Source organism: Enterobacter sp. 22499 (genome assembly GCF_052044815.1).
Classification (GTDB): Bacteria; Pseudomonadota; Gammaproteobacteria; order Enterobacterales; family Enterobacteriaceae; genus Enterobacter; species Enterobacter bugandensis.
Map to the genome: position 1 here is coordinate 23,538 of NZ_JBQENR010000007.1, position 20,150 is coordinate 43,687.

General features: G+C 54.1%; 18 protein-coding genes. 15 read left to right on the forward strand and 3 right to left on the reverse strand.

Annotation, left to right across the window (positions count from 1 at the left end):
* Nucleotides 1–26 precede the first annotated feature (26 nt).
* The 14 genes from atpG to phoU all read left to right on the forward strand — a co-directional run bounded on the left by atpG (nucleotide 27) and on the right by phoU (nucleotide 16,501).
* On the forward strand, nucleotides 27–890 hold the full coding sequence (gene atpG, locus ACTJI7_RS18085; RefSeq protein ID WP_003862364.1) for a F0F1 ATP synthase subunit gamma: 864 nt from the start codon (nucleotides 27–29) through the stop codon (nucleotides 888–890).
* A gap of 31 nt (nucleotides 891–921) precedes the next feature.
* Nucleotides 922–2,304: a F0F1 ATP synthase subunit beta gene (gene atpD, locus ACTJI7_RS18090; protein WP_003862362.1), complete on the forward strand. Its 1,383-nt coding sequence runs from the start codon at nucleotides 922–924 to the stop codon at nucleotides 2,302–2,304.
* A 20-nt stretch (nucleotides 2,305–2,324) separates the two neighbouring features.
* Nucleotides 2,325–2,744 (forward strand): F0F1 ATP synthase subunit epsilon, encoded by a 420-nt coding sequence (locus ACTJI7_RS18095; protein ID WP_006177560.1) that lies wholly within the window; start codon nucleotides 2,325–2,327, stop codon nucleotides 2,742–2,744.
* 138 nt (nucleotides 2,745–2,882) lie between these two features.
* The gene (gene glmU / locus ACTJI7_RS18100) at nucleotides 2,883–4,253 is read left to right on the forward strand and encodes a bifunctional UDP-N-acetylglucosamine diphosphorylase/glucosamine-1-phosphate N-acetyltransferase GlmU (protein WP_045631290.1); all 1,371 of its coding nucleotides are present in this window, start codon (nucleotides 2,883–2,885) and stop codon (nucleotides 4,251–4,253) included.
* A gap of 225 nt (nucleotides 4,254–4,478) precedes the next feature.
* Complete coding sequence (gene glmS, locus ACTJI7_RS18105) at nucleotides 4,479–6,308, forward strand: glutamine--fructose-6-phosphate transaminase (isomerizing) (protein ID WP_047366743.1); 1,830 nt, start codon at nucleotides 4,479–4,481, stop codon at nucleotides 6,306–6,308.
* A gap of 442 nt (nucleotides 6,309–6,750) precedes the next feature.
* Nucleotides 6,751–7,332 (forward strand): chaperone-usher fimbrial major subunit, encoded by a 582-nt coding sequence (locus tag ACTJI7_RS18110; protein ID WP_063155248.1) that lies wholly within the window; start codon nucleotides 6,751–6,753, stop codon nucleotides 7,330–7,332.
* Between the two features lie 69 nt (nucleotides 7,333–7,401).
* Nucleotides 7,402–8,088, forward strand: a complete 687-nt coding sequence (locus ACTJI7_RS18115; RefSeq protein WP_063155247.1) for a fimbrial chaperone — start codon at nucleotides 7,402–7,404, stop codon at nucleotides 8,086–8,088.
* A gap of 17 nt (nucleotides 8,089–8,105) precedes the next feature.
* Nucleotides 8,106–10,628 carry a fimbria/pilus outer membrane usher protein gene (locus ACTJI7_RS18120; RefSeq protein ID WP_063155256.1) on the forward strand — a complete coding sequence of 841 codons (2,523 nt, stop codon included), beginning with the start codon at nucleotides 8,106–8,108 and terminating at the stop codon, nucleotides 10,626–10,628.
* A gap of 9 nt (nucleotides 10,629–10,637) precedes the next feature.
* On the forward strand, nucleotides 10,638–11,711 hold the full coding sequence (gene stgD, locus ACTJI7_RS18125) for a fimbrial protein StgD (RefSeq protein ID WP_052954293.1): 1,074 nt from the start codon (nucleotides 10,638–10,640) through the stop codon (nucleotides 11,709–11,711).
* A 245-nt stretch (nucleotides 11,712–11,956) separates the two neighbouring features.
* A complete protein-coding gene (pstS, locus tag ACTJI7_RS18130; RefSeq protein WP_028014923.1) occupies nucleotides 11,957–12,997 on the forward strand; it encodes a phosphate ABC transporter substrate-binding protein PstS in 1,041 nt (346 codons plus the stop codon).
* An 81-nt stretch (nucleotides 12,998–13,078) separates the two neighbouring features.
* Nucleotides 13,079–14,038: a phosphate ABC transporter permease PstC gene (gene pstC, locus ACTJI7_RS18135; protein WP_028014924.1), complete on the forward strand. Its 960-nt coding sequence runs from the start codon at nucleotides 13,079–13,081 to the stop codon at nucleotides 14,036–14,038.
* Nucleotides 14,038–14,928, forward strand: coding sequence for a phosphate ABC transporter permease PstA (gene pstA / locus ACTJI7_RS18140; protein ID WP_014881893.1), 891 nt, complete (start codon nucleotides 14,038–14,040; stop codon nucleotides 14,926–14,928). Before pstC ends, pstA begins: the two co-directional genes overlap by 1 nt.
* A 47-nt stretch (nucleotides 14,929–14,975) precedes the next feature.
* Nucleotides 14,976–15,749 (forward strand): phosphate ABC transporter ATP-binding protein PstB, encoded by a 774-nt coding sequence (pstB, locus tag ACTJI7_RS18145; protein WP_010426574.1) that lies wholly within the window; start codon nucleotides 14,976–14,978, stop codon nucleotides 15,747–15,749.
* 26 nt (nucleotides 15,750–15,775) lie between these two features.
* Nucleotides 15,776–16,501, forward strand: coding sequence for a phosphate signaling complex protein PhoU (gene phoU / locus ACTJI7_RS18150; protein WP_003861153.1), 726 nt, complete (start codon nucleotides 15,776–15,778; stop codon nucleotides 16,499–16,501).
* Nucleotides 16,502–16,545: 44 nt separating this feature from the next.
* Here phoU and yieH read toward each other — a convergent pair whose 3' ends face one another.
* Entirely contained in the window at nucleotides 16,546–17,211 is a 666-nt protein-coding gene (yieH, locus tag ACTJI7_RS18155; protein WP_045630884.1) for a 6-phosphogluconate phosphatase, read from the reverse strand.
* A 165-nt stretch (nucleotides 17,212–17,376) separates the two neighbouring features.
* On the opposite strand from yieH, the gene adeP reads away from it, so the two are divergent.
* On the forward strand, nucleotides 17,377–18,714 hold the full coding sequence (gene adeP / locus ACTJI7_RS18160; protein ID WP_145965165.1) for an adenine permease AdeP: 1,338 nt from the start codon (nucleotides 17,377–17,379) through the stop codon (nucleotides 18,712–18,714).
* A 61-nt stretch (nucleotides 18,715–18,775) separates the two neighbouring features.
* Here adeP and ACTJI7_RS18165 read toward each other — a convergent pair whose 3' ends face one another.
* Together ACTJI7_RS18165 and ACTJI7_RS18170 are read right to left on the reverse strand one after the other, a co-directional pair.
* The gene (locus tag ACTJI7_RS18165) at nucleotides 18,776–19,342 is read right to left on the reverse strand and encodes an NADPH-dependent FMN reductase (RefSeq protein ID WP_003861147.1); all 567 of its coding nucleotides are present in this window, start codon (nucleotides 19,340–19,342) and stop codon (nucleotides 18,776–18,778) included.
* A gap of 36 nt (nucleotides 19,343–19,378) precedes the next feature.
* On the reverse strand, nucleotides 19,379–20,125 hold the full coding sequence (locus ACTJI7_RS18170; protein WP_047366738.1) for a 4'-phosphopantetheinyl transferase family protein: 747 nt from the start codon (nucleotides 20,123–20,125) through the stop codon (nucleotides 19,379–19,381).
* Nucleotides 20,126–20,150 lie beyond the last annotated feature (25 nt).

Consider the following 20,150-nt stretch of genomic DNA (forward strand, 5'->3'; position numbering starts at 1 on the left):
AGCCGCCTGGCATTGAGGAGAAGCTCATGGCCGGCGCAAAAGAGATACGTAGTAAGATCGCAAGCGTCCAGAACACGCAAAAGATCACTAAAGCGATGGAGATGGTCGCCGCTTCCAAAATGCGTAAATCGCAGGATCGCATGGCGGCCAGCCGTCCTTATGCAGAGACCATGCGCAAAGTGATTGGTCACCTTGCAAACGGTAATCTGGAATATAAGCACCCTTACCTGGAAGAACGCGACGTTAAGCGCGTGGGCTACCTGGTGGTGTCGACTGACCGTGGTCTGTGTGGCGGCTTGAACATTAACCTGTTCAAAAAACTGCTGGCGGATATGAAAGGCTGGTCTGATAAAGGCGTTCAGTGCGATCTGGCACTGATTGGCTCTAAAGGCGTCTCTTTCTTTAACTCCGTTGGTGGCAACATTGTCGCTCAGGTGACCGGTATGGGTGATAACCCGTCCCTGTCCGAACTGATCGGCCCGGTTAAAGTGATGTTGCAGGCCTACGATGAAGGCCGTCTGGACAGACTGTACGTTGTCAGCAACAAATTCATTAACACCATGTCTCAGGTTCCAACGCTCACTCAGATGCTGCCGTTACCGGCATCAGAAGATGACGAGCTGAAGCAGAAAGCCTGGGATTACCTGTATGAACCCGATCCGAAACCGCTGCTGGATACCCTGCTGCGTCGTTACGTTGAATCTCAGGTTTATCAGGGCGTTGTAGAAAACCTGGCCAGCGAGCAGGCCGCACGAATGGTGGCGATGAAAGCCGCGACCGATAATGGCGGCAGCCTGATTAAAGAGCTGCAGTTGGTTTACAACAAAGCTCGTCAGGCCAGCATTACTCAGGAACTCACCGAGATCGTCTCGGGGGCCGCCGCGGTTTAACCAGGTTTACGAATTACGTAGAGGATTCAAGATGGCTACTGGAAAGATTGTCCAGGTAATCGGCGCCGTGGTGGACGTCGAGTTCCCTCAGGACGCCGTACCACGCGTGTACGACGCGCTTGAGGTACAGAATGGTAACGAGAGCCTGGTGCTGGAAGTTCAGCAGCAGCTCGGCGGCGGTATCGTGCGTACCATCGCCATGGGTTCTTCCGACGGTCTGCGTCGTGGTCTGGAAGTTAAAGACCTTGAGCACCCGATCGAAGTCCCGGTAGGTAAAGCAACGCTGGGTCGTATCATGAACGTATTGGGTCAGCCAATCGACATGAAAGGCGACATCGGCGAAGAAGAGCGTTGGGCTATCCACCGCGCGGCACCTTCCTACGAAGAGCTGTCCAGCTCTCAGGAACTGCTGGAAACCGGCATCAAAGTTATCGACCTGATGTGTCCGTTTGCGAAGGGCGGTAAAGTTGGTCTGTTCGGTGGTGCGGGTGTAGGTAAAACCGTAAACATGATGGAGCTGATCCGTAACATCGCGATCGAGCACTCCGGTTACTCCGTGTTTGCGGGTGTAGGTGAACGTACTCGTGAGGGTAACGACTTCTACCACGAAATGACCGACTCCAACGTTCTGGACAAAGTATCCCTGGTTTACGGCCAGATGAACGAGCCACCAGGAAACCGTCTGCGCGTTGCGCTGACTGGTCTGACGATGGCTGAGAAATTCCGTGACGAAGGCCGTGACGTTCTGCTGTTCGTTGATAACATCTATCGTTACACCCTGGCCGGTACCGAAGTATCTGCACTGCTGGGTCGTATGCCTTCAGCGGTAGGTTATCAGCCTACGCTTGCGGAAGAGATGGGTGTTCTTCAGGAACGTATCACCTCTACCAAAACCGGTTCTATCACCTCCGTTCAGGCGGTATACGTACCTGCGGATGACTTGACTGACCCATCTCCAGCAACCACCTTTGCGCACTTAGACGCAACCGTGGTACTGAGCCGTCAGATCGCGTCTCTGGGTATCTACCCGGCCGTTGACCCGCTGGACTCCACCAGCCGTCAGCTGGATCCACTGGTTGTTGGTCAGGAACACTACGACACCGCGCGTGGCGTACAGTCCCTGCTGCAGCGTTACCAGGAGCTGAAAGACATCATCGCCATCCTGGGTATGGATGAACTGTCTGAAGAAGACAAACTGGTGGTAGCACGTGCGCGTAAGATCCAGCGCTTCCTGTCCCAGCCGTTCTTCGTTGCGGAAGTATTCACCGGTTCTCCGGGTAAATACGTTTCCCTGAAAGACACCATCCGTGGCTTTAAAGGCATCATGGAAGGCGAATACGATCACCTGCCAGAGCAGGCGTTCTACATGGTTGGTTCCATCGAAGAAGCCGTGGAAAAAGCCAAAAAACTTTAACGCCTTAATCGGAGGGTGATATGGCAATGACTTACCACCTGGACGTCGTCAGCGCAGAGCAACAAATGTTCTCTGGTCTGGTCGAGAAAATCCAGGTAACGGGCAGTGAAGGTGAACTGGGTATTTTCCCGGGTCACGCACCGCTGCTCACCGCCATTAAGCCTGGTATGATCCGCATCGTTAAACAGTTCGGTCACGAAGAGTTTATCTATCTGTCCGGCGGCATTCTTGAAGTGCAGCCTGGCAGTGTGACCGTTCTGGCCGATACCGCTATTCGTGGCCAGGATCTCGACGAAGCGCGAGCCCTGGAATCGAAGCGTAAGGCTGAAGAGCACATTAGTAGCTCTCATGGTGACGTGGATTACGCTCAGGCGTCTGCGGAGCTGGCCAAAGCGATCGCGAAACTGCGCGTTATCGAGTTGACCAAAAAAGCGATGTAACACCGGCTTGAAAAGCACAAAAGCCAGTCTGGATACCAGACTGGCTTTTTTTTTCATCCTTAATTCATGATGAAAAAGATGTAGAATTTTAGGCATCAAACGTTTTTACTTCTCACTCAAACTACCGTCAGGATGCGTATGTCAAACAGTGCGATGAGCGTGGTGATCCTTGCCGCTGGCAAAGGTACCCGCATGTATTCCGATCTGCCTAAAGTGCTCCACACGCTGGCAGGAAAGCCAATGGTGCAGCATGTCATTGATGCAGCGAATGAACTAGGTGCCCGTCAGGTTCACCTGGTCTACGGCCACGGCGGCGATCTGCTTAAAAAGACGCTGAGCGATGATGCGCTCAACTGGGTGCTTCAGGCTGAACAGCTGGGTACCGGTCATGCGATGCAGCAGGCTGCGCCGTTCTTTGCCGATGACGAAGATATTCTGATGCTTTACGGCGACGTTCCGCTGATTTCCGTTGAAACGCTGACTCGCCTGCGTGCAGCCAAGCCGCAGGGCGGCATCGGTTTATTGACCGTTGTGCTGGACGATCCAACGGGCTATGGCCGTATCACGCGTGAAAACGGCAACGTAACGGGTATCGTTGAACATAAAGATGCCAGTGATGAACAGCGCAAGATTCAGGAGATCAACACCGGCATCCTGATTGCCAATGGCGCGGACATGAAGCGCTGGCTCTCTCAGCTCGACAACAATAACGCGCAAGGTGAGTACTACATCACCGACATCATTGCGATGGCGTATCACGAAGGGCGTGAGATCGCCGCCGTTCATCCGGCGCGCATCAGCGAAACGGACGGCGTGAATAACCGCCTGCAGCTTTCCCGTCTTGAGCGTATTTATCAGTCCGAGCAGGCCGAAAAACTGCTGCTCGCGGGCGTGATGCTGCGCGATCCGGCGCGTTTCGATTTGCGCGGCACCGTGTCTCACGGGCGCGACGTTGAGATCGATACTAACGTTATTCTTGAAGGCAACGTCACGCTGGGCAACCGCGTCAAAATTGGCGCCGGCTGCGTGATTAAAAACAGCGTCATCGGTGACGACTGCGAAATCAGCCCGTACAGCGTGGTGGAAGATGCTCATCTTGAAGCAGCGTGTACTATCGGCCCGTTTGCGCGTCTGCGCCCGGGTGCTGAACTGCTGGAAGGCGCGCACGTGGGCAACTTCGTGGAAATGAAAAAAGCGCGTCTGGGTAAAGGCTCCAAAGCGGGTCATTTAACCTATCTGGGCGACGCGGAGATTGGCGATAACGTGAACATTGGTGCAGGAACCATTACCTGTAACTATGACGGCGCCAATAAGTTTAAAACCATCATCGGCGATGACGTGTTCGTGGGCTCGGACACGCAGCTGGTGGCACCGGTTACCGTGGGTAACGGCGTAACCATTGCCGCCGGCACGACCGTCACGCGCGACGTAGCGGATAACGAGCTGGTGTTAAGCCGCGTGCCGCAGGTACACAAGCAGGGCTGGAAACGCCCGGTGAAGAAAAAGTAACAACAAGGCGGGTTGGCGCTACGCTTACCCGCCCTACGATTGAGTAGGCCTGATAAGGCGTAGCCGTCATCAGGCAAACCCGGGAGAGGAGATAAATATATATCTCCCCCCACAAGCAGTACCCATAAAAATAACCCCACTCTCTACAAGGCTCGGGGCGCCCGGAAAGGGTAAATACAGGTCAGCGACAACGCAGGCATAATGCCTAAATTCGGAATCTAAAATATGTGTGGAATTGTTGGCGCAGTTGCGCAGCGTGATATTGCTGAAATCCTTCTCGAAGGTTTACGTCGTCTGGAATACCGTGGTTACGACTCTGCCGGTCTGGCTGTCGTGGATGCAGAAGGGCATATGACCCGTCTGCGTCGTCTCGGTAAAGTGCAGATGCTGGCCCAGGCCGCGGAAGAACATCCGCTGCACGGTGGTACCGGTATCGCGCACACCCGCTGGGCGACGCATGGCGAACCGTCTGAAGGTAACGCGCACCCGCATGTGTCTGAACACATCGTGGTGGTGCATAACGGCATTATCGAAAACCACGAACCGCTGCGCGAAGAACTGAAAGCGCGCGGCTATACCTTCGTCTCTGAAACCGACACCGAAGTGATTGCTCACCTGGTTCACTGGGAGCTGGCAAAGGGCGGTACGCTGCGTGATGCGGTGCTGCGCGCTATCCCTCAGCTGCGCGGTGCGTATGGTACGGTGATCATGGACTCCCGCGATCCATCTACCCTGCTGGCCGCGCGTTCCGGTAGCCCGATGGTTATCGGTCTGGGCATGGGTGAAAACTTTATCGCCTCCGATCAGCTGGCGCTCCTGCCGGTCACCCGTCGCTTTATCTTCCTGGAAGAGGGCGATATCGCGGAAGTGACGCGCCGCAGCGTGACCGTCTTCGACACCAAAGGCGAGCAGGTGAAGCGTCAGGAGATCGAATCTAACCTGCAGTACGACGCGGGCGACAAAGGCGCTTACCGTCACTACATGCAGAAAGAGATCTACGAGCAGCCGAACGCTATCAAAAACACTCTGACCGGGCGCATCAGCCACGGCGAGGTGGATCTGAGCGAGCTGGGGGCAAACGCCAACGAACTGCTCGGCAAGGTTGAACATATTCAGATCGTAGCCTGCGGTACCTCATATAACTCCGGTATGGTCTCTCGCTACTGGTTTGAATCCCTGGCGGGCGTGCCATGCGACGTGGAAATCGCGTCTGAGTTCCGCTATCGCAAGTCTGCGGTGCGTCGTAACAGCCTGATGATCACCCTTTCCCAGTCCGGCGAAACAGCGGATACGCTGGCAGCGCTGCGTCTGTCTAAGGAATTGGGTTATCTGGGCTCGCTGGCCATCTGTAACGTCCCGGGCTCATCCCTGGTGCGTGAGTCCGATCTGGCGCTGATGACCAAAGCGGGTACCGAAATCGGCGTGGCCTCCACCAAAGCGTTTACCACTCAGCTGACCGTTCTGCTGATGCTGGTGGCGAAGCTGGCGCGTCTGAAAGGCGAAGATGCTTCCGTTGAGCACGACATCGTTCACGGTCTCCAGGCGCTGCCGAGCCGTATTGAGCAGATGCTGTCTCAGGACAAACGCATTGAGGCGCTGGCGGAAGATTTCTCTGACAAACATCACGCCCTGTTCCTGGGTCGTGGCGATCAGTACCCGATTGCGCTGGAAGGCGCACTGAAGCTGAAAGAGATCTCCTACATCCACGCGGAAGCCTACGCGGCAGGCGAGCTGAAGCATGGCCCGCTGGCGCTGATTGACGCGGATATGCCGGTCATTGTTGTCGCACCGAACAACGAACTGCTGGAAAAACTGAAGTCTAATATCGAAGAGGTGCGCGCCCGCGGCGGCGTGCTGTACGTCTTCGCTGATAAAGATGCCGGTTTCGCCAGCAGCGACAACATGCATATCATCGAGATGCCGCACGTTGAAGAGGTGATTGCACCGATCTTCTACACCGTTCCGCTGCAGCTGCTGGCTTACCACGTGGCGCTGATCAAAGGCACCGACGTTGACCAGCCGCGTAACCTGGCGAAATCGGTCACCGTAGAATAATCCCTTCTGTTAATGGCTACACGACGTGTAGCCATTTTTTCCTTACTTTTTCTCATCAGCTTTCTCTTTGCTATCAATCATCTTATTCTGACGCATTTCGTTACTTAATTGTGTGAATAATGAACGAGATTGCTTCCAGGCATTAGTATTTTCTATTTTGATCACTAAACGATCAGCTTTTATTAACGGAATCCTAAAAATGGTTTGTTTATAAAATATGTGTCCTTTTTATGTGTATACTGAAAAGGAATTTTAATGATAAAGCAAAAATAATATTATATTTGTTTTTCTCTATTATTATTCCAGCTCTGGTTCGTCATTATTCCATTAATTTAAACTCCCCCCTTGAAGATCATTCTTCCCGAAGAATATTATTTCATCGCATTTGGGATGGCGTTGTCTTTATGATAAACGCAATATTGATTTAATTAATGGAGTTATCATGAAAAATAATGGAATTACGGTGGCGATTGCACTCGCATCGGCGTTAATGGCAGGACAATCATTTGCTGCGGATGGTACGGTTCATTTCCGCGGAGAGGTTATTGATTCAACGTGTGAAGTGACGCCTGATACCGCCGATCAGACAGTGAATATCGGCCGCGTTGCCAAAACGACGTTCTCCGGCATTGATTCAACGGCGTCAGTAAAAGATTTCCATATTAAACTGGAGAAATGCCCTGCAACCTATACTCAGGCAGCAGTTCGTTTTGACGGAACAGAAGATAAAGACACCATCGGCAAAGGATATTTGTCTATTGGCACGCCTGTTAACGGTGAAGCGGATACTGACGGTATTTACACCGGCGAAGGTGAAGCCGTTAAGGCTACCGGCGTTGCAATCAAGCTCTTCAACCTGAACGATGATACGGCGATCCCGCTGTATAACAATTCAAATTATGTTGCTATCACCGACGGCAAAGCGGACATGGGCTTCAAAGCGAAGTTTGTGCAGACGCTGGCTACGGTTACGCCGGGTACAGCGAACGCGGATTCCCAGTTCACCATTGAATACCTGAAATAATCTTCAGCTGTTCGCCAGGAGCCTGTTTTATCCTTTTGCAGGCTCCTCCACAGGATGTGAGGATAACTGATGTATTTACGGCGTTTGTTGACTCTGTTCATCATGCTCTCTTTTTCATTTTTAACACCCTTGTCGACGGCTGGCGTCATTATTGGCGGAACCCGCGTTGTTTATAGTAGCGATAAATCCGATGCGACAATCAGCATAAAAAATAACGAAGCGACCACGCCTTATCTCATACAGACGTGGGTCGATCCTTTTAAAGGCGATACAGCGTCGAATAAACCTCCTTTTACCGTTATTCCGCCGGTTTCAAGGCTGGAGGCTGGGCAGGAGAAAGTATTGCGCATCATGAAAGTGAAGGGCGAACTGCCTCACGATCGGGAATCGCTGTTCTGGCTCAACATCAAAAATATTCCGCCGTCCAGTTCAAAACCCAATTCGCTCGAAATTGCGATTAAGACGCGGATAAAACTTTTTTGGCGTCCGGCGACCCTGAATATCACGCCTGAACGGGCTGTGGCGAAGGTTAAATGGCGTGTTCAAAACCGGCAGCTCGTGATTGAAAATCCGAGCCCGCTACATATTAACGTTATGAATGTCACCGTCGATAAAAAAGACGTTCCCTTAAACATCATTCCCCCTTTTGACACCGTGCGTTTGTCGCTTCCGGAAGGGATTAACGGCCACGCGCTGGTCTGGCGTTTCGTTAACGATTTTGGGGCAATCAGTCAGGAAATTCACGTCACGCTGTAAACATAGGGATGTTTGATATGGGGTGTTTCCGTTTTTTCATTGCGCTGGCCTCGGGGGTATCTCTCGGCTTTTCAGGCGTGACGCTGGCAAAAGATATCTTTAACCCTGCGCTTCTTGAAATTGACCATCCGGTGGATGTTGATATCCACCAGTTTAACCGCGCCAATACGTTACCTGCGGGCTCTTATAAGGTTGATATTCATGTTAACGATGAGTTTATCGATAGCCGGGAGGTCACCTTTATTGAAGATAAGGCTGGCGATAGGCTGCATCCCTGTTTTAAGCACGTCAGGACGGTGCTTGCGGAGCTCGGGGCTAAGGTGGCGGCGATCGGTTCGCTGGATCGCCTGGACGAAAACGCCTGTGTGGACCCTACCCCGCTGATCCCTGGCGCCACATGGACGTTCGATACCGATAAGCTGCTGCTCAACGTCACGCTGCCGCAGATTTACATTGATACCACCGCCCGCGGCACCATCAATCCTGCCCGCTGGGATGAAGGTATTAATGCGTTGATGATGAACTATGACTTTTCCGGCTCCAGCACGTTGCAGTCTGATGATGACGACAATAGCGATTTCTACTATCTGAACCTGCGAAACGGGGCGAACATTGGCGCGTGGCGTTTACGCAATTACAGCACGCTAAACATCATTGACGGTCATTCGGATTACCATTCCATCAGCACCTATGTGCAGCGAAACCTCGCGACGTTACGCAGCCAGATCATGCTGGGTGATACCTGGACCGCGAGCGATGTCTTCGACAGTACCCAGGTGCGCGGCGTGCGCCTGTATACCGATGATGAAATGCTTCCTTCCAGCCTGACGGGCTTTGCGCCGGTCGTTCGGGGCGTAGCGAAAAGCAATGCGACGGTGATTATTCGGCAGAACGGCTACATCATTTACCAATCTGCCGTGCCGCAGGGACCGTTTGCGCTAAAGGATTTAAACACCACCAGTTCCGGCGGCGACCTGGACGTGACCATCAAAGAAGAAGACGGTAGTGAGCAACACTTCACGCAGCCCTACGCCTCGCTGGCCATCCTCAAGCGTGAAGATCAGACCGACGTCGATATCAGCGCGGGTGAACTGCGCGATCAAAGCGAATTCCAGCCCAACGTTTTTCAGGCGCAGATTCTGCACGGCTTTCCTGCCGGGATAACGGTATACGGTGGCGTGCAGGCCGCGGAAGCGTATCGCTCGGTAGCGGTGGGGGTCGGCAAAGATATGGGGGCAGTTGGCGCGTTTTCCGTCGATATCACCCAGGCACGTGCGCAGTTTACGGACGAGGACTCAGAGGAGTCCGGCCAGTCCTGGCGTTTTCTCTATTCGAAACGGTTTGATGAGACGGATACCACGCTGAGGCTGGTGGGGTATCGCTACTCAACGCAGGGCTACTACACCCTCAATGAATGGGCGTCACGCCAGAACAGTCAGCGCGATTTCTGGGTAACGGGCAACCGACGCAGCCGGCTTGAAGGGTCCTGGACGCAGAATTTCGGCGATGGCATGGGGAACATTTATCTCACGCTGAGCCGCCAGCAGTACTGGAAAACCGACGAAGTTGAACGCCTGGTTCAGCTTGGCTACAGCAATGTCTGGCGGTCGCTTTCCTGGAACCTCTCCTGGAACTACAGCGATTCCATCACCACGGCGCAGAGCGCGGAGTATACAGATAGCGACGATCGAGAAAGCGAACAGGTTTTTATGCTGTCGTTCTCCGTGCCGCTGTCAGCATTGCTGCCGGACAGCTATGTGAGCTACGGCCTCACACAGAACAACAGCGGAAAAGGAATGCACCAGCTTGGCCTGAACGGTACGGCACTTGATAACCGTAATCTCTCCTGGAACCTCCAGCAGTCCTGGGATGCGGATGACAGTGTGTACAGCAGCAGCGCGGGGGTGGGATATGACGGAACCTATGGTTCGGTTAACGGCAGCTATGACTACAACCAGGACAGCCAGCGGCTCAACTACGGCGCGCGCGGCGGGATCCTGCTGCATGGCGATGGAGTGACGTTCTCGCAGGAGATGGGCGAAACCGTGGCGCTGATTAAAGCACCCGGTGCAGCCGGTCTGGCAATGGAAAACGGCACCGGTACGGCAACCGACTGGCGAGGCTACACCGTTCAAACGCAGCTTAACGCTTACGATGAAAACCGTGTGGAAATTGAGAGCGGCTATTTTGAAAAAGCGAACGTCGAGCTGGAGAACAGTGTGCTTAACGTCATCCCCACGCGAGGTGCGGTGGTGCGGGCGGAATTTATCACCCACGTTGGCTATCGCGTGCTCTTTGAGGTCACACAGGCCAACGGCAAACCGGTTCCCTTTGGCGCAGTGGCGTCTGCCGAACTGGCGACGGGCAGCGTGTCGGGCATTACCGGCGAGAATGGCGAACTGTATCTTTCGGGCATGCCGGAAGAGGGAACGTTCACGCTGAAGTGGGGGAGTGAAAAGACAAAACCTTGCAAGGTCCATTATCAGTTCCCCAAACCAACGGGTGTTGAACTGGTTCAAACAGCGGTCGTGTGCCAATAGGGAAATGAGATGAAACGACGTATCACTTTTATAGCAGTTGCCATGCTGCTTTTTACCCCTTTTTCCCACGCTGCGACGACAGAAGGCGGGGTGTGTTTCGCCATCGGCGGCACCTATATTTTCAATCTGAATCTTAACGGGGCAGAAATACCGGCAGATAAAAACCAGGCGGGAACCGAGGTGCGCGATCTGACGACCCTGCAATCGCCTTCCCAGTATAAACTGGGATGTAACTGCCTGACCCATTTCACCACCACGTTTCGTAGCGTCTACTTCACCGCGCGTTCGCCCTTAAGCGTTAATACCGTTAAAAACGGATATACCTACTACAGGTTGAACGATCACCTCAGTATTGCGTCCTCTATTCACGTGCTGGGACGTGACTATCTCGCCGTTCCCTTTGAGGCGGAGCCCAATCGGGTGACGTCCGGTATCTACTGTTATACCTCCAGTGTAGAGGGCTCAGAGGCAACGCTTGATACCGGCTCTCAGGTAAAAATATCGTTTTTGATCGACAAGCCCTTTATTGGAAAAATTACCGTTCCGGGTACGACGATTGCCACGCTCTATGGCGGTATCGATGAAGCGTCCTCTCTGGCAAGTACCGAGAAGCTCGCCGAAATAAAAATTGCCGGAGACATCGTGGTACCGCAAAACTGCGAGATTGCGCCGGGTCAGTCGCTGGAAATTGATTTTGGAAAAATTCCCGCCAGCGCGTTTTCCGCCACCAAAGGCGAGGCGGTCGGTAGCCGCAAAATCCGCAAGATGATACAGGTGAAATGTACCGGCATGCTGGATGAGAACATCGTCCGATCCGCTTTCCATGCCGATCCCGTTGACGCTGACGCCACGATGATGAAAGTGAACGGCAATGATGACGTAGGGATCGTTATTTATGATAAATGGGACCGCGTCGTCAACGTCAATGGGGGGAGCATGGAGATGGATATGGGAGCCAACCAGGGGGGCGCCGAAGTTAACTCGCTCACCTTCTCTGCTGCCCCGGCCAGCGCGACGGGGAGTATTCCGAAGCCCGGCGCCTTTGAAGCCTGGGCAACCGTGACCTTCGAAATTCAAAATTAATAACAACGGCTGTTTATGACAGCCGTTGTCATATTCACATCTTTGAACCAGGCTTAACGCATCTCAGTGTGACATTATCATGACAGGGATATGATTTTATTTGTATTAAAATCATTACCTTAACACAAACGCGTTGATTGTCATAAAACTGTCATATTTCGTACATTTATCTGTCACCTGTTTGTCCTATTTTGCTCATCGTAGCCACTTAAACAATGATTTACGAAATCCTTGCAGGAGACATTATGAAAGTTATGCGTACCACTGTCGCAACTGTTGTCGCCGCGACCTTATCTCTGAGCGCTTTCTCTGCTTTTGCAGCAGCAAGCCTGACTGGCGCTGGTGCAACCTTCCCTGCGCCGGTGTATGCCAAATGGGCGGATACCTACCAGAAAGAAACCGGTAACAAGGTGAACTATCAGGGTATCGGCTCCTCCGGTGGCGTAAAACAAATTACCGCGAATACCGTTGATTTCGGCGCATCCGACGCTCCGCTGTCTGATGAAAAACTGAATCAGGAAGGCCTGTTCCAGTTCCCGACCGTGATCGGCGGCGTTGTGCTGGCCGTTAACATCCCTGGCCTGAAATCAGGCGAGCTGGTGCTGGACGGCAAAACCCTGGGCGATATCTACCTGGGCAAAATCAAAAAATGGGATGACGAAGCCATCACTAAGCTGAACCCGGGCGTTAAGCTGCCTTCGCAGAACATCGCTGTGGTTCGCCGTGCTGACGGCTCTGGTACCTCCTTCGTGTTCACCAGCTACCTGGCAAAAGTGAACGAAGAGTGGAAATCGAAAGTCGGCTCCGGCTCTACCGTTAACTGGCCAACCGGTCTGGGCGGTAAAGGTAACGACGGCATCGCTGCCTTCGTACAGCGTCTGCCTGGCTCTATCGGTTACGTAGAATACGCTTACGCGAAGCAGAACAACCTGGCTTACACCAAACTGGTTTCTGCTGACGGCAAACCGGTTAGCCCAACTGAAGAGAACTTCGCTAACGCAGCGAAAGGCGCTGACTGGAGCAAATCCTTCGCACAGGATCTGACTAACCAGAAAGGCGACAACGCGTGGCCAATCACTTCTACAACGTTCATTCTGATTCACAAAGATCAGAAGAAACCAGAACAAGGTACTGAAGTGCTGAAGTTCTTTGACTGGGCATACAAAAACGGCGGCAAACAGGCTAACGACCTGGATTACGCCAGCCTGCCAGACAGCGTGGTTGAGCAGATTCGTGCTGCATGGAAAACCAACGTGAAAGACAGCAGCGGTAAAGCATTGTATTAATTTAGCATTCTGACGAAAATGGCGGGTGGCGCTTGCGCTTACCCGCCGATTTCGTAAACGCGTTTAACAGAAGAGTGATTTATGGCTGCAACCAAGCCTGCATTTAACCCTCCGGGTAAAAAAGGTGACATGATTTTCGGCGCGCTGGTCAAACTGGCTGCGCTGATTGTGCTATTGCTGCTGGGCGGCATTATCGTGTCTCTGATTTTCTCCTCCTGGCCGAGCATTCAGAAATTCGGTTTCTCCTTCCTGTGGACCAAAGAGTGGGACGCGCCGAACGATATCTACGGTGCGCTGGTGCCGATTTACGGTACGCTGGTGACCTCGTTCATCGCCCTGCTGATTGCGGTTCCGGTAAGCTTCGGTATTGCACTGTTCCTGACGGAACTGGCGCCGGGCTGGCTGCGTCGCCCGCTGGGTATTGCCATCGAACTGCTGGCGGCCATCCCAAGTATCGTATACGGCATGTGGGGCCTGTTTATCTTTGCGCCGCTGTTTGCCACGTACTTCCAGGAGCCGGTAGGTAATGTTCTCTCCGCTGTTCCGTTTGTGGGAGCCCTGTTCTCTGGCCCGGCATTCGGTATCGGTATTCTGGCGGCAGGTGTGATCCTCGCCATCATGATTATTCCGTACATTGCGGCGGTAATGCGCGATGTCTTCGAACAAACCCCGGTGATGATGAAAGAGTCGGCCTACGGCATCGGCTGTACCACCTGGGAAGTTATCTGGCGCATTGTCCTTCCGTTCACCAAAAATGGGGTGATCGGCGGCGTAATGCTGGGCTTAGGTCGCGCGCTGGGTGAAACTATGGCGGTCACCTTTATCATCGGTAACACCTACCAGCTCGACAGCGCTTCACTCTATATGCCGGGTAACAGTATTACCTCCGCGCTGGCAAACGAATTTGCCGAAGCGGAATCCGGGCTTCACGTCGCAGCGCTGATGGAACTGGGTCTGATTCTGTTCGTTATCACCTTCATTGTTCTGGCGATTTCCAAGCTGATGATCCTGCGTCTCGCGAAAAATGAGGGGGCACGCTGATGGCAACTCTCGAAATGCAAAGCACCGCTCAGCTTGCCGAATCCCGCCGCAAAATGCAGGCGAAGCGTCGTTTTAAAAACCGCATTGCGCTGACGCTTTCCATGGCAACGATGGCATTCGGCCTGTTCTGGCTGATCTGGATCCTGATGTCCACCATCACCCGTGGTATTGATGGAATGTCTCTGGCGCTGTTCACCGAGATGACGCCGCCGCCAAATACGGCGGGTGGTGGTCTGGCGAACGCCCTGGCGGGCAGCGGCCTGCTGATCCTGTGGGCGACCGTTTTCGGTACGCCGTTGGGCATCATGGCCGGCATCTACCTGGCCGAGTACGGGCGTAAATCCTGGCTGGCAGAGGTGATTCGCTTCATTAACGACATCCTGCTTTCCGCTCCGTCGATTGTCGTGGGCCTGTTTGTTTACACCATCGTAGTCGCGCAAATGGAACACTTCTCTGGCTGGGCGGGCGTAATTGCGCTGGCGCTGCTGCAGGTGCCTATCGTCATTCGTACCACCGAAAACATGCTGAAACTGGTGCCGGATAGCCTGCGTGAAGCAGCTTACGCGCTGGGTACGCCGAAATGGAAAATGATTTCTGCGATCACCCTCAAAGCGTCGGTCTCCGGGATCATGACCGGTATCCTGCTGGCTATCGCCCGTATTGCCGGTGAAACGGCACCGCTGCTGTTTACTGCCCTCTCCAACCAGTTCTGGAGCACGGACATGATGCAGCCGATCGCCAACCTGCCGGTGACGATCTTTAAATTTGCGATGAGCCCATTCGCGGAATGGCAGCAGCTGGCCTGGGCCGGGGTGCTGATCATCACCCTTTGCGTACTGTTGCTGAACATTCTGGCGCGCGTCATTTTCGCGAAGAAGAAACACGGTTAATTTTTTACGGCGCGGCAGCTCGCGGCGTCGAATGAGGAAATGAGTCAATGAGTATGGTTGATACTGCCCCGGGTAAGATTCAGGTTCGTGATTTGAACTTCTACTACGGCAAATTCCATGCCCTGAAGAACATCAACCTGGATATCGCGAAGAACCAGGTCACGGCATTCATCGGTCCGTCTGGCTGTGGCAAGTCCACGCTGCTGCGTACCTTTAACAAAATGTATTCGCTCTATCCGGAGCAGCGCGCTGAAGGTGAAATTATCCTGGATGGCGAAAACATTCTGACCCAGGCCCAGGATATCGCCCTGCTGCGTGCCAAAGTGGGCATGGTGTTCCAGAAACCGACGCCGTTCCCGATGTCCATCTATGACAACATCGCGTTTGGCGTTCGCCTGTTTGAGAAGCTCTCCCGTGCGGACATGGACGAGCGCGTGCAGTGGGCATTGACCAAGGCCGCATTATGGAACGAAACCAAAGATAAACTTCATCAGAGCGGGTACTCTCTCTCCGGTGGTCAACAGCAGCGTCTGTGCATTGCGCGCGGTATCGCCATTCGCCCGGAAGTGTTGCTGCTGGATGAGCCGTGCTCAGCGCTGGACCCGATCTCAACCGGCCGTATTGAAGAGCTGATCACCGAGCTGAAGCAGGATTACACCGTGGTTATCGTGACCCACAACATGCAGCAGGCTGCGCGTTGCTCAGATCACACGGCGTTTATGTACCTGGGCGAGTTGATTGAGTTCAGCGATACGGACGCGCTGTTCACCCGGCCCGCGAAGAAACAAACCGAAGATTATATTACTGGCCGCTACGGTTGATTTGCCTTAGTGCATGTGGAGAAACCATGGACAACCTCAATCTTAATAAACACATTTCAGGCCAGTTCAACGCAGAGCTGGAAAGTATTCGCACGCAGGTGATGACCATGGGTGGCATGGTCGAGCAGCAGCTTTCTGATGCGATTACGGCAATGCATAACCAGGACAGCGAGCTGGCGAAGCGCGTCATCGAAGGCGACCATAACGTCAACATGATGGAAGTGGCGATCGACGAAGCCTGCGTGCGTATTATCGCCAAGCGTCAGCCGACCGCGAGCGACCTGCGTCTGGTAATGGCGATCATTAAAACTATCGCCGAGCTGGAACGTATTGGTGACGTGGCGGATAAAATCTGCCGCACCGCGCTGGAGAAGTTTTCCCAGCAGCATCAGCCGCTGCTGGTGAGCCTGGAGTCGCTGGGCCGCCACACCGTGCAGATGCTGCACGACGTGCTGGATGCCTTTGCGCGTATGGATCTGGACGAAGCGGTGCGTATCTACCGTGAAGACAAGAAAGTCGACCAGGAGTATGAAGGCATTGTGCGTCAGCTGATGACCTACATGATGGAAGATTCCCGTACCATCCCAAGCGTGCTGACGGCCCTGTTCTGCGCGCGCTCAATCGAGCGTATCGGCGACCGCTGCCAGAACATTTGCGAATATATTTTCTACTTCGTGAAGGGACAGGACTTCCGTCACGTGGGCGGCGACGAGCTGGACAAGCTGCTGGCGGGTAAAGATCCGAAAGAGTGATGTTTGTGGCGGGTGGCGCTGGCGCTTACCCGCCCTACGTTAGCTTAACGCGTAATATCCCACCCGCGTGCCTTCCACAACTCTGGCAATTGCGCCAGATCGGTAAAGGTCGTCACTTTTGGATGATCGATCGGCTTGTTGTGCGGATCGGCACAGAAGTAAAACACCTCCATCCCCGCATCAATCCCCGACTGGGCGCCCGCAGGCGAGTCATCCACCAGAATGCAGTTCTCCACGTTGACGTTCATCGCTTTCGCCGCGTGGAACATCAGGGCCGGATCGGGCTTCCAGCGCTGGATATCGTAGCCGCTGAACAGTTTTTCCGGAAAGTGGTGCAGCATTTCAAGCTTGCCCAGTGAATGCTGCATTTTGCTGACCGGACCGTTGGAAACTACGCAGATAGGCACCGTCATCGCATCCAGCAGCGCGTTAGCCCCGGCAATAACTTCCAGTTCTGAGTCAAAGAGGCGTGCGACCTCGGCGCGGTACACCGGTTCCAGCTCCGCTTTCGCCAGATCCACCCCGTGCTCTTCGTTAATGATGTCGATGATCTCGTACAGCTTCACGCCCTTAAAGCGTTTGAACACCTCTTCGAGATCGAGCGTAATGCCAAATTCCTGGAACATGGCGACATACGCGCGGGAACAAATGACCTCACTGTCTACCAGCGTACCGTCACAGTCGAAAAATACCGCTTCAATTCCGGACATGCCCTTCCCTTTTAACAAGTTTAACGTTTACGTACGACAGATTTACGAGACGCAATCGTTGCCGTATAAGCATAATCAATGAAAAAAGTATCCCGTAACCGCCACTATTGTCGCATTTTGGTATAGGATAGCGACGAATTTTCCCTCCTTGTTCGGAAATTGATGATGAGTCAACAACACACAACCCAGACATCTGGTCAGGGTCTGCTTGAGCGCGTATTCAAACTGCGCGAGCACGGCACAACGGCACGCACCGAAGTGATCGCCGGTTTCACCACCTTCCTGACGATGGTCTATATCGTTTTTGTGAACCCGCAAATTCTGGGCGTGGCTGGCATGGACACCAGCGCCGTCTTTGTTACCACCTGTCTGATCGCGGCCCTTGGCAGCATCCTGATGGGCGTTTTCGCTAACCTGCCCGTGGCGCTGGCACCCGCTATGGGCCTGAATGCGTTCTTCGCGTTCGTGGTGGTTCAGGCGATGGGCCTGCCGTGGCAGGTTGGTATGGGCGCTATCTTCTGGGGTGCGGTCGGCCTGCTGCTGCTGACCATCTTCCGCGTCCGCTACTGGATGATTGCCAATATCCCGGTGAGCCTGCGCGTGGGTATCACCAGCGGTATCGGTCTGTTCATCGGCATGATGGGGCTGAAAAACGCCGGTGTGATCGTGGCGAACCCGGAAACGCTGGTGAGCATCGGTAACCTGACCTCGCACAGCGTGCTGCTGGGCGTGCTGGGCTTCTTCATCATCGCGATCCTGGCGTCGCGCAACATCCACGCTGCGGTGCTGGTCTCTATCATCGTGACCACGCTGCTGGGCTGGATGCTGGGTGACGTGCATTACAGCGGTATTGTCTCTGCGCCGCCGAGCGTCTCTACCGTGATTGGTCACGTTGACCTGGCGGGTTCCCTGAACCTGGGCCTGGCGGGCGTGATCTTCTCCTTCATGCTGGTCAACCTGTTTGACTCCTCCGGTACGCTGATTGGCGTGACGGACAAAGCGGGTCTGGCTGACGAGAAAGGCAAATTCCCGCGCATGAAGCAGGCGCTGTATGTGGACAGCATCTCTTCCGTGGCGGGTTCTTTCATCGGCACCTCATCTGTTACCGCTTACATTGAATCCTCTTCCGGCGTGTCCGTGGGTGGCCGTACCGGCCTGACGGCGGTGGTGGTGGGTATCCTGTTCCTGCTGGTGATCTTCCTCTCTCCGCTGGCGGGTATGGTTCCACCGTATGCGGCTGCCGGCGCGCTGATTTACGTGGGCGTGCTGATGACCTCGAGCCTGGCGCGCGTGAAGTGGGAAGATTTAACCGAAGCGGTGCCGGCCTTTATTACCGCCGTGATGATGCCGTTCAGCTTCTCGATCACCGAAGGTATCGCGCTGGGCTTTATCTCTTACTGTGTGATGAAGATCGGTACCGGCCGCTTCCGCGAACTCAGCCCGTGCGTGATTATCGTTGCGCTGCTGTTTGTGTTGAAGATTGTGTTTATTGACGCGAAATAAACAGGTTTGTTCCCTCTCCACGTGGGAGAGGGCCAGGGTGAGGGCATCAGGCCGCTCCGGCTTACGCCTTCACCCGCTTAATATAATCCCCAAACGCGGTCAGCTGGCCAGAGAGATGGTCACGCGTGCTCTGATCCACCACTTCACCCGTCTGCGGGTCGACCTTGTTTTGAATCACACCGCCCATAAATTCCGGCTTGTTCATCACCATCGCATCCAGGAACACCAGGATCTGACGCAGGTGATACTGGCAGCGTGCGCCACCAATCGCGCCCATTGAGCTGGTCTGGATCAGCACCGGTTTGCCAGACAGCGGCTGCTCCGGTAAACGGGATAACCAGTCAATCGCGTTCTTCAGGCCACCCGGAACCGAGTAGTTATACTCCGGCGTAACAATGACCACACCGTCGGCCTGGCGGATCTGCTCGGCTATCGCCTCCACGCTCTGCGGGAACCCCTCTTCCTGCTGGACATCTGCATCATACAGCGGGATATCGCCAATAGATGGCAGGGCGCTAATTTCCATACCTGCCGGGGCCAGCTGCGGCAGCGTGCGGGCAACCATTCCGTTAAATGAACCTTTGCGCAGGCTTCCCAGTAACGTAACTACTTTCAACGTATCAGACATGATTACTCCTGTTTCATCATGATGACCCTGATTGGATCAGCTATGGGTAAATGCTTTTTCTGCCGGTAAACTGGTTAAACGCATCAGGCGTGCGGCGGGCTCGTTGGCGCGCTCGGGCACATCCGGAAGGCTACTCCATCCCTCTTTACTGTCAAATTCCCAAATCTTTAGCCGTTCGATGGCTGGGCTAACTGCAACAGACCATATCAACACATCTTCTGCATCGCTGAGCGCCTCTACAAGCGTAGCTTTAGCGGCACGCAGGCGTCCGGAGCCGGGCAACAATTGCAACAGACTGGCGTCGTCTGAAGCGCATCCGCAGAGCTTGCGAATACTCTGGCGCAGGGTGATGAGCTGGGCTCTGGCCTCGACGGAGTCGTTCTGGTTGCGTACCCACAGCTTCTCATTACTGGAGAGCGGGTAGTCATCGTGCGGGCTTGCGCCGTGGAAGCTCCGCGTCGCACGCTGAAGCTCCATATCCAGCCCGCAATCCCCTTCGGTGGTCAGCGCCACGCCAATGATATTGCCCGTATAGGCAATGGAAAAACGGGGGAGTTCCGGGTCAGCAAAGACCGGGCGGCCTTCTGGTTGCGTGACGATCTCCGGCAGTTCGCTGGTGCCGTACAGCATAAACAGCAGTTCTGCGAGAAGTGCTCTCGAGGCTAAAAACCGCGTCCTGCGGTGTTCGGGGAGTTTGAGCGCCTCACTGTGACAGGCTGAAGAGAGTCTGGCCGATACGAGACGTCCTTCTGTAAGTATCCCTCTTGCAAAGTGCGTTGCCATTTTTCGCTCCTTGATAATGGTCGTA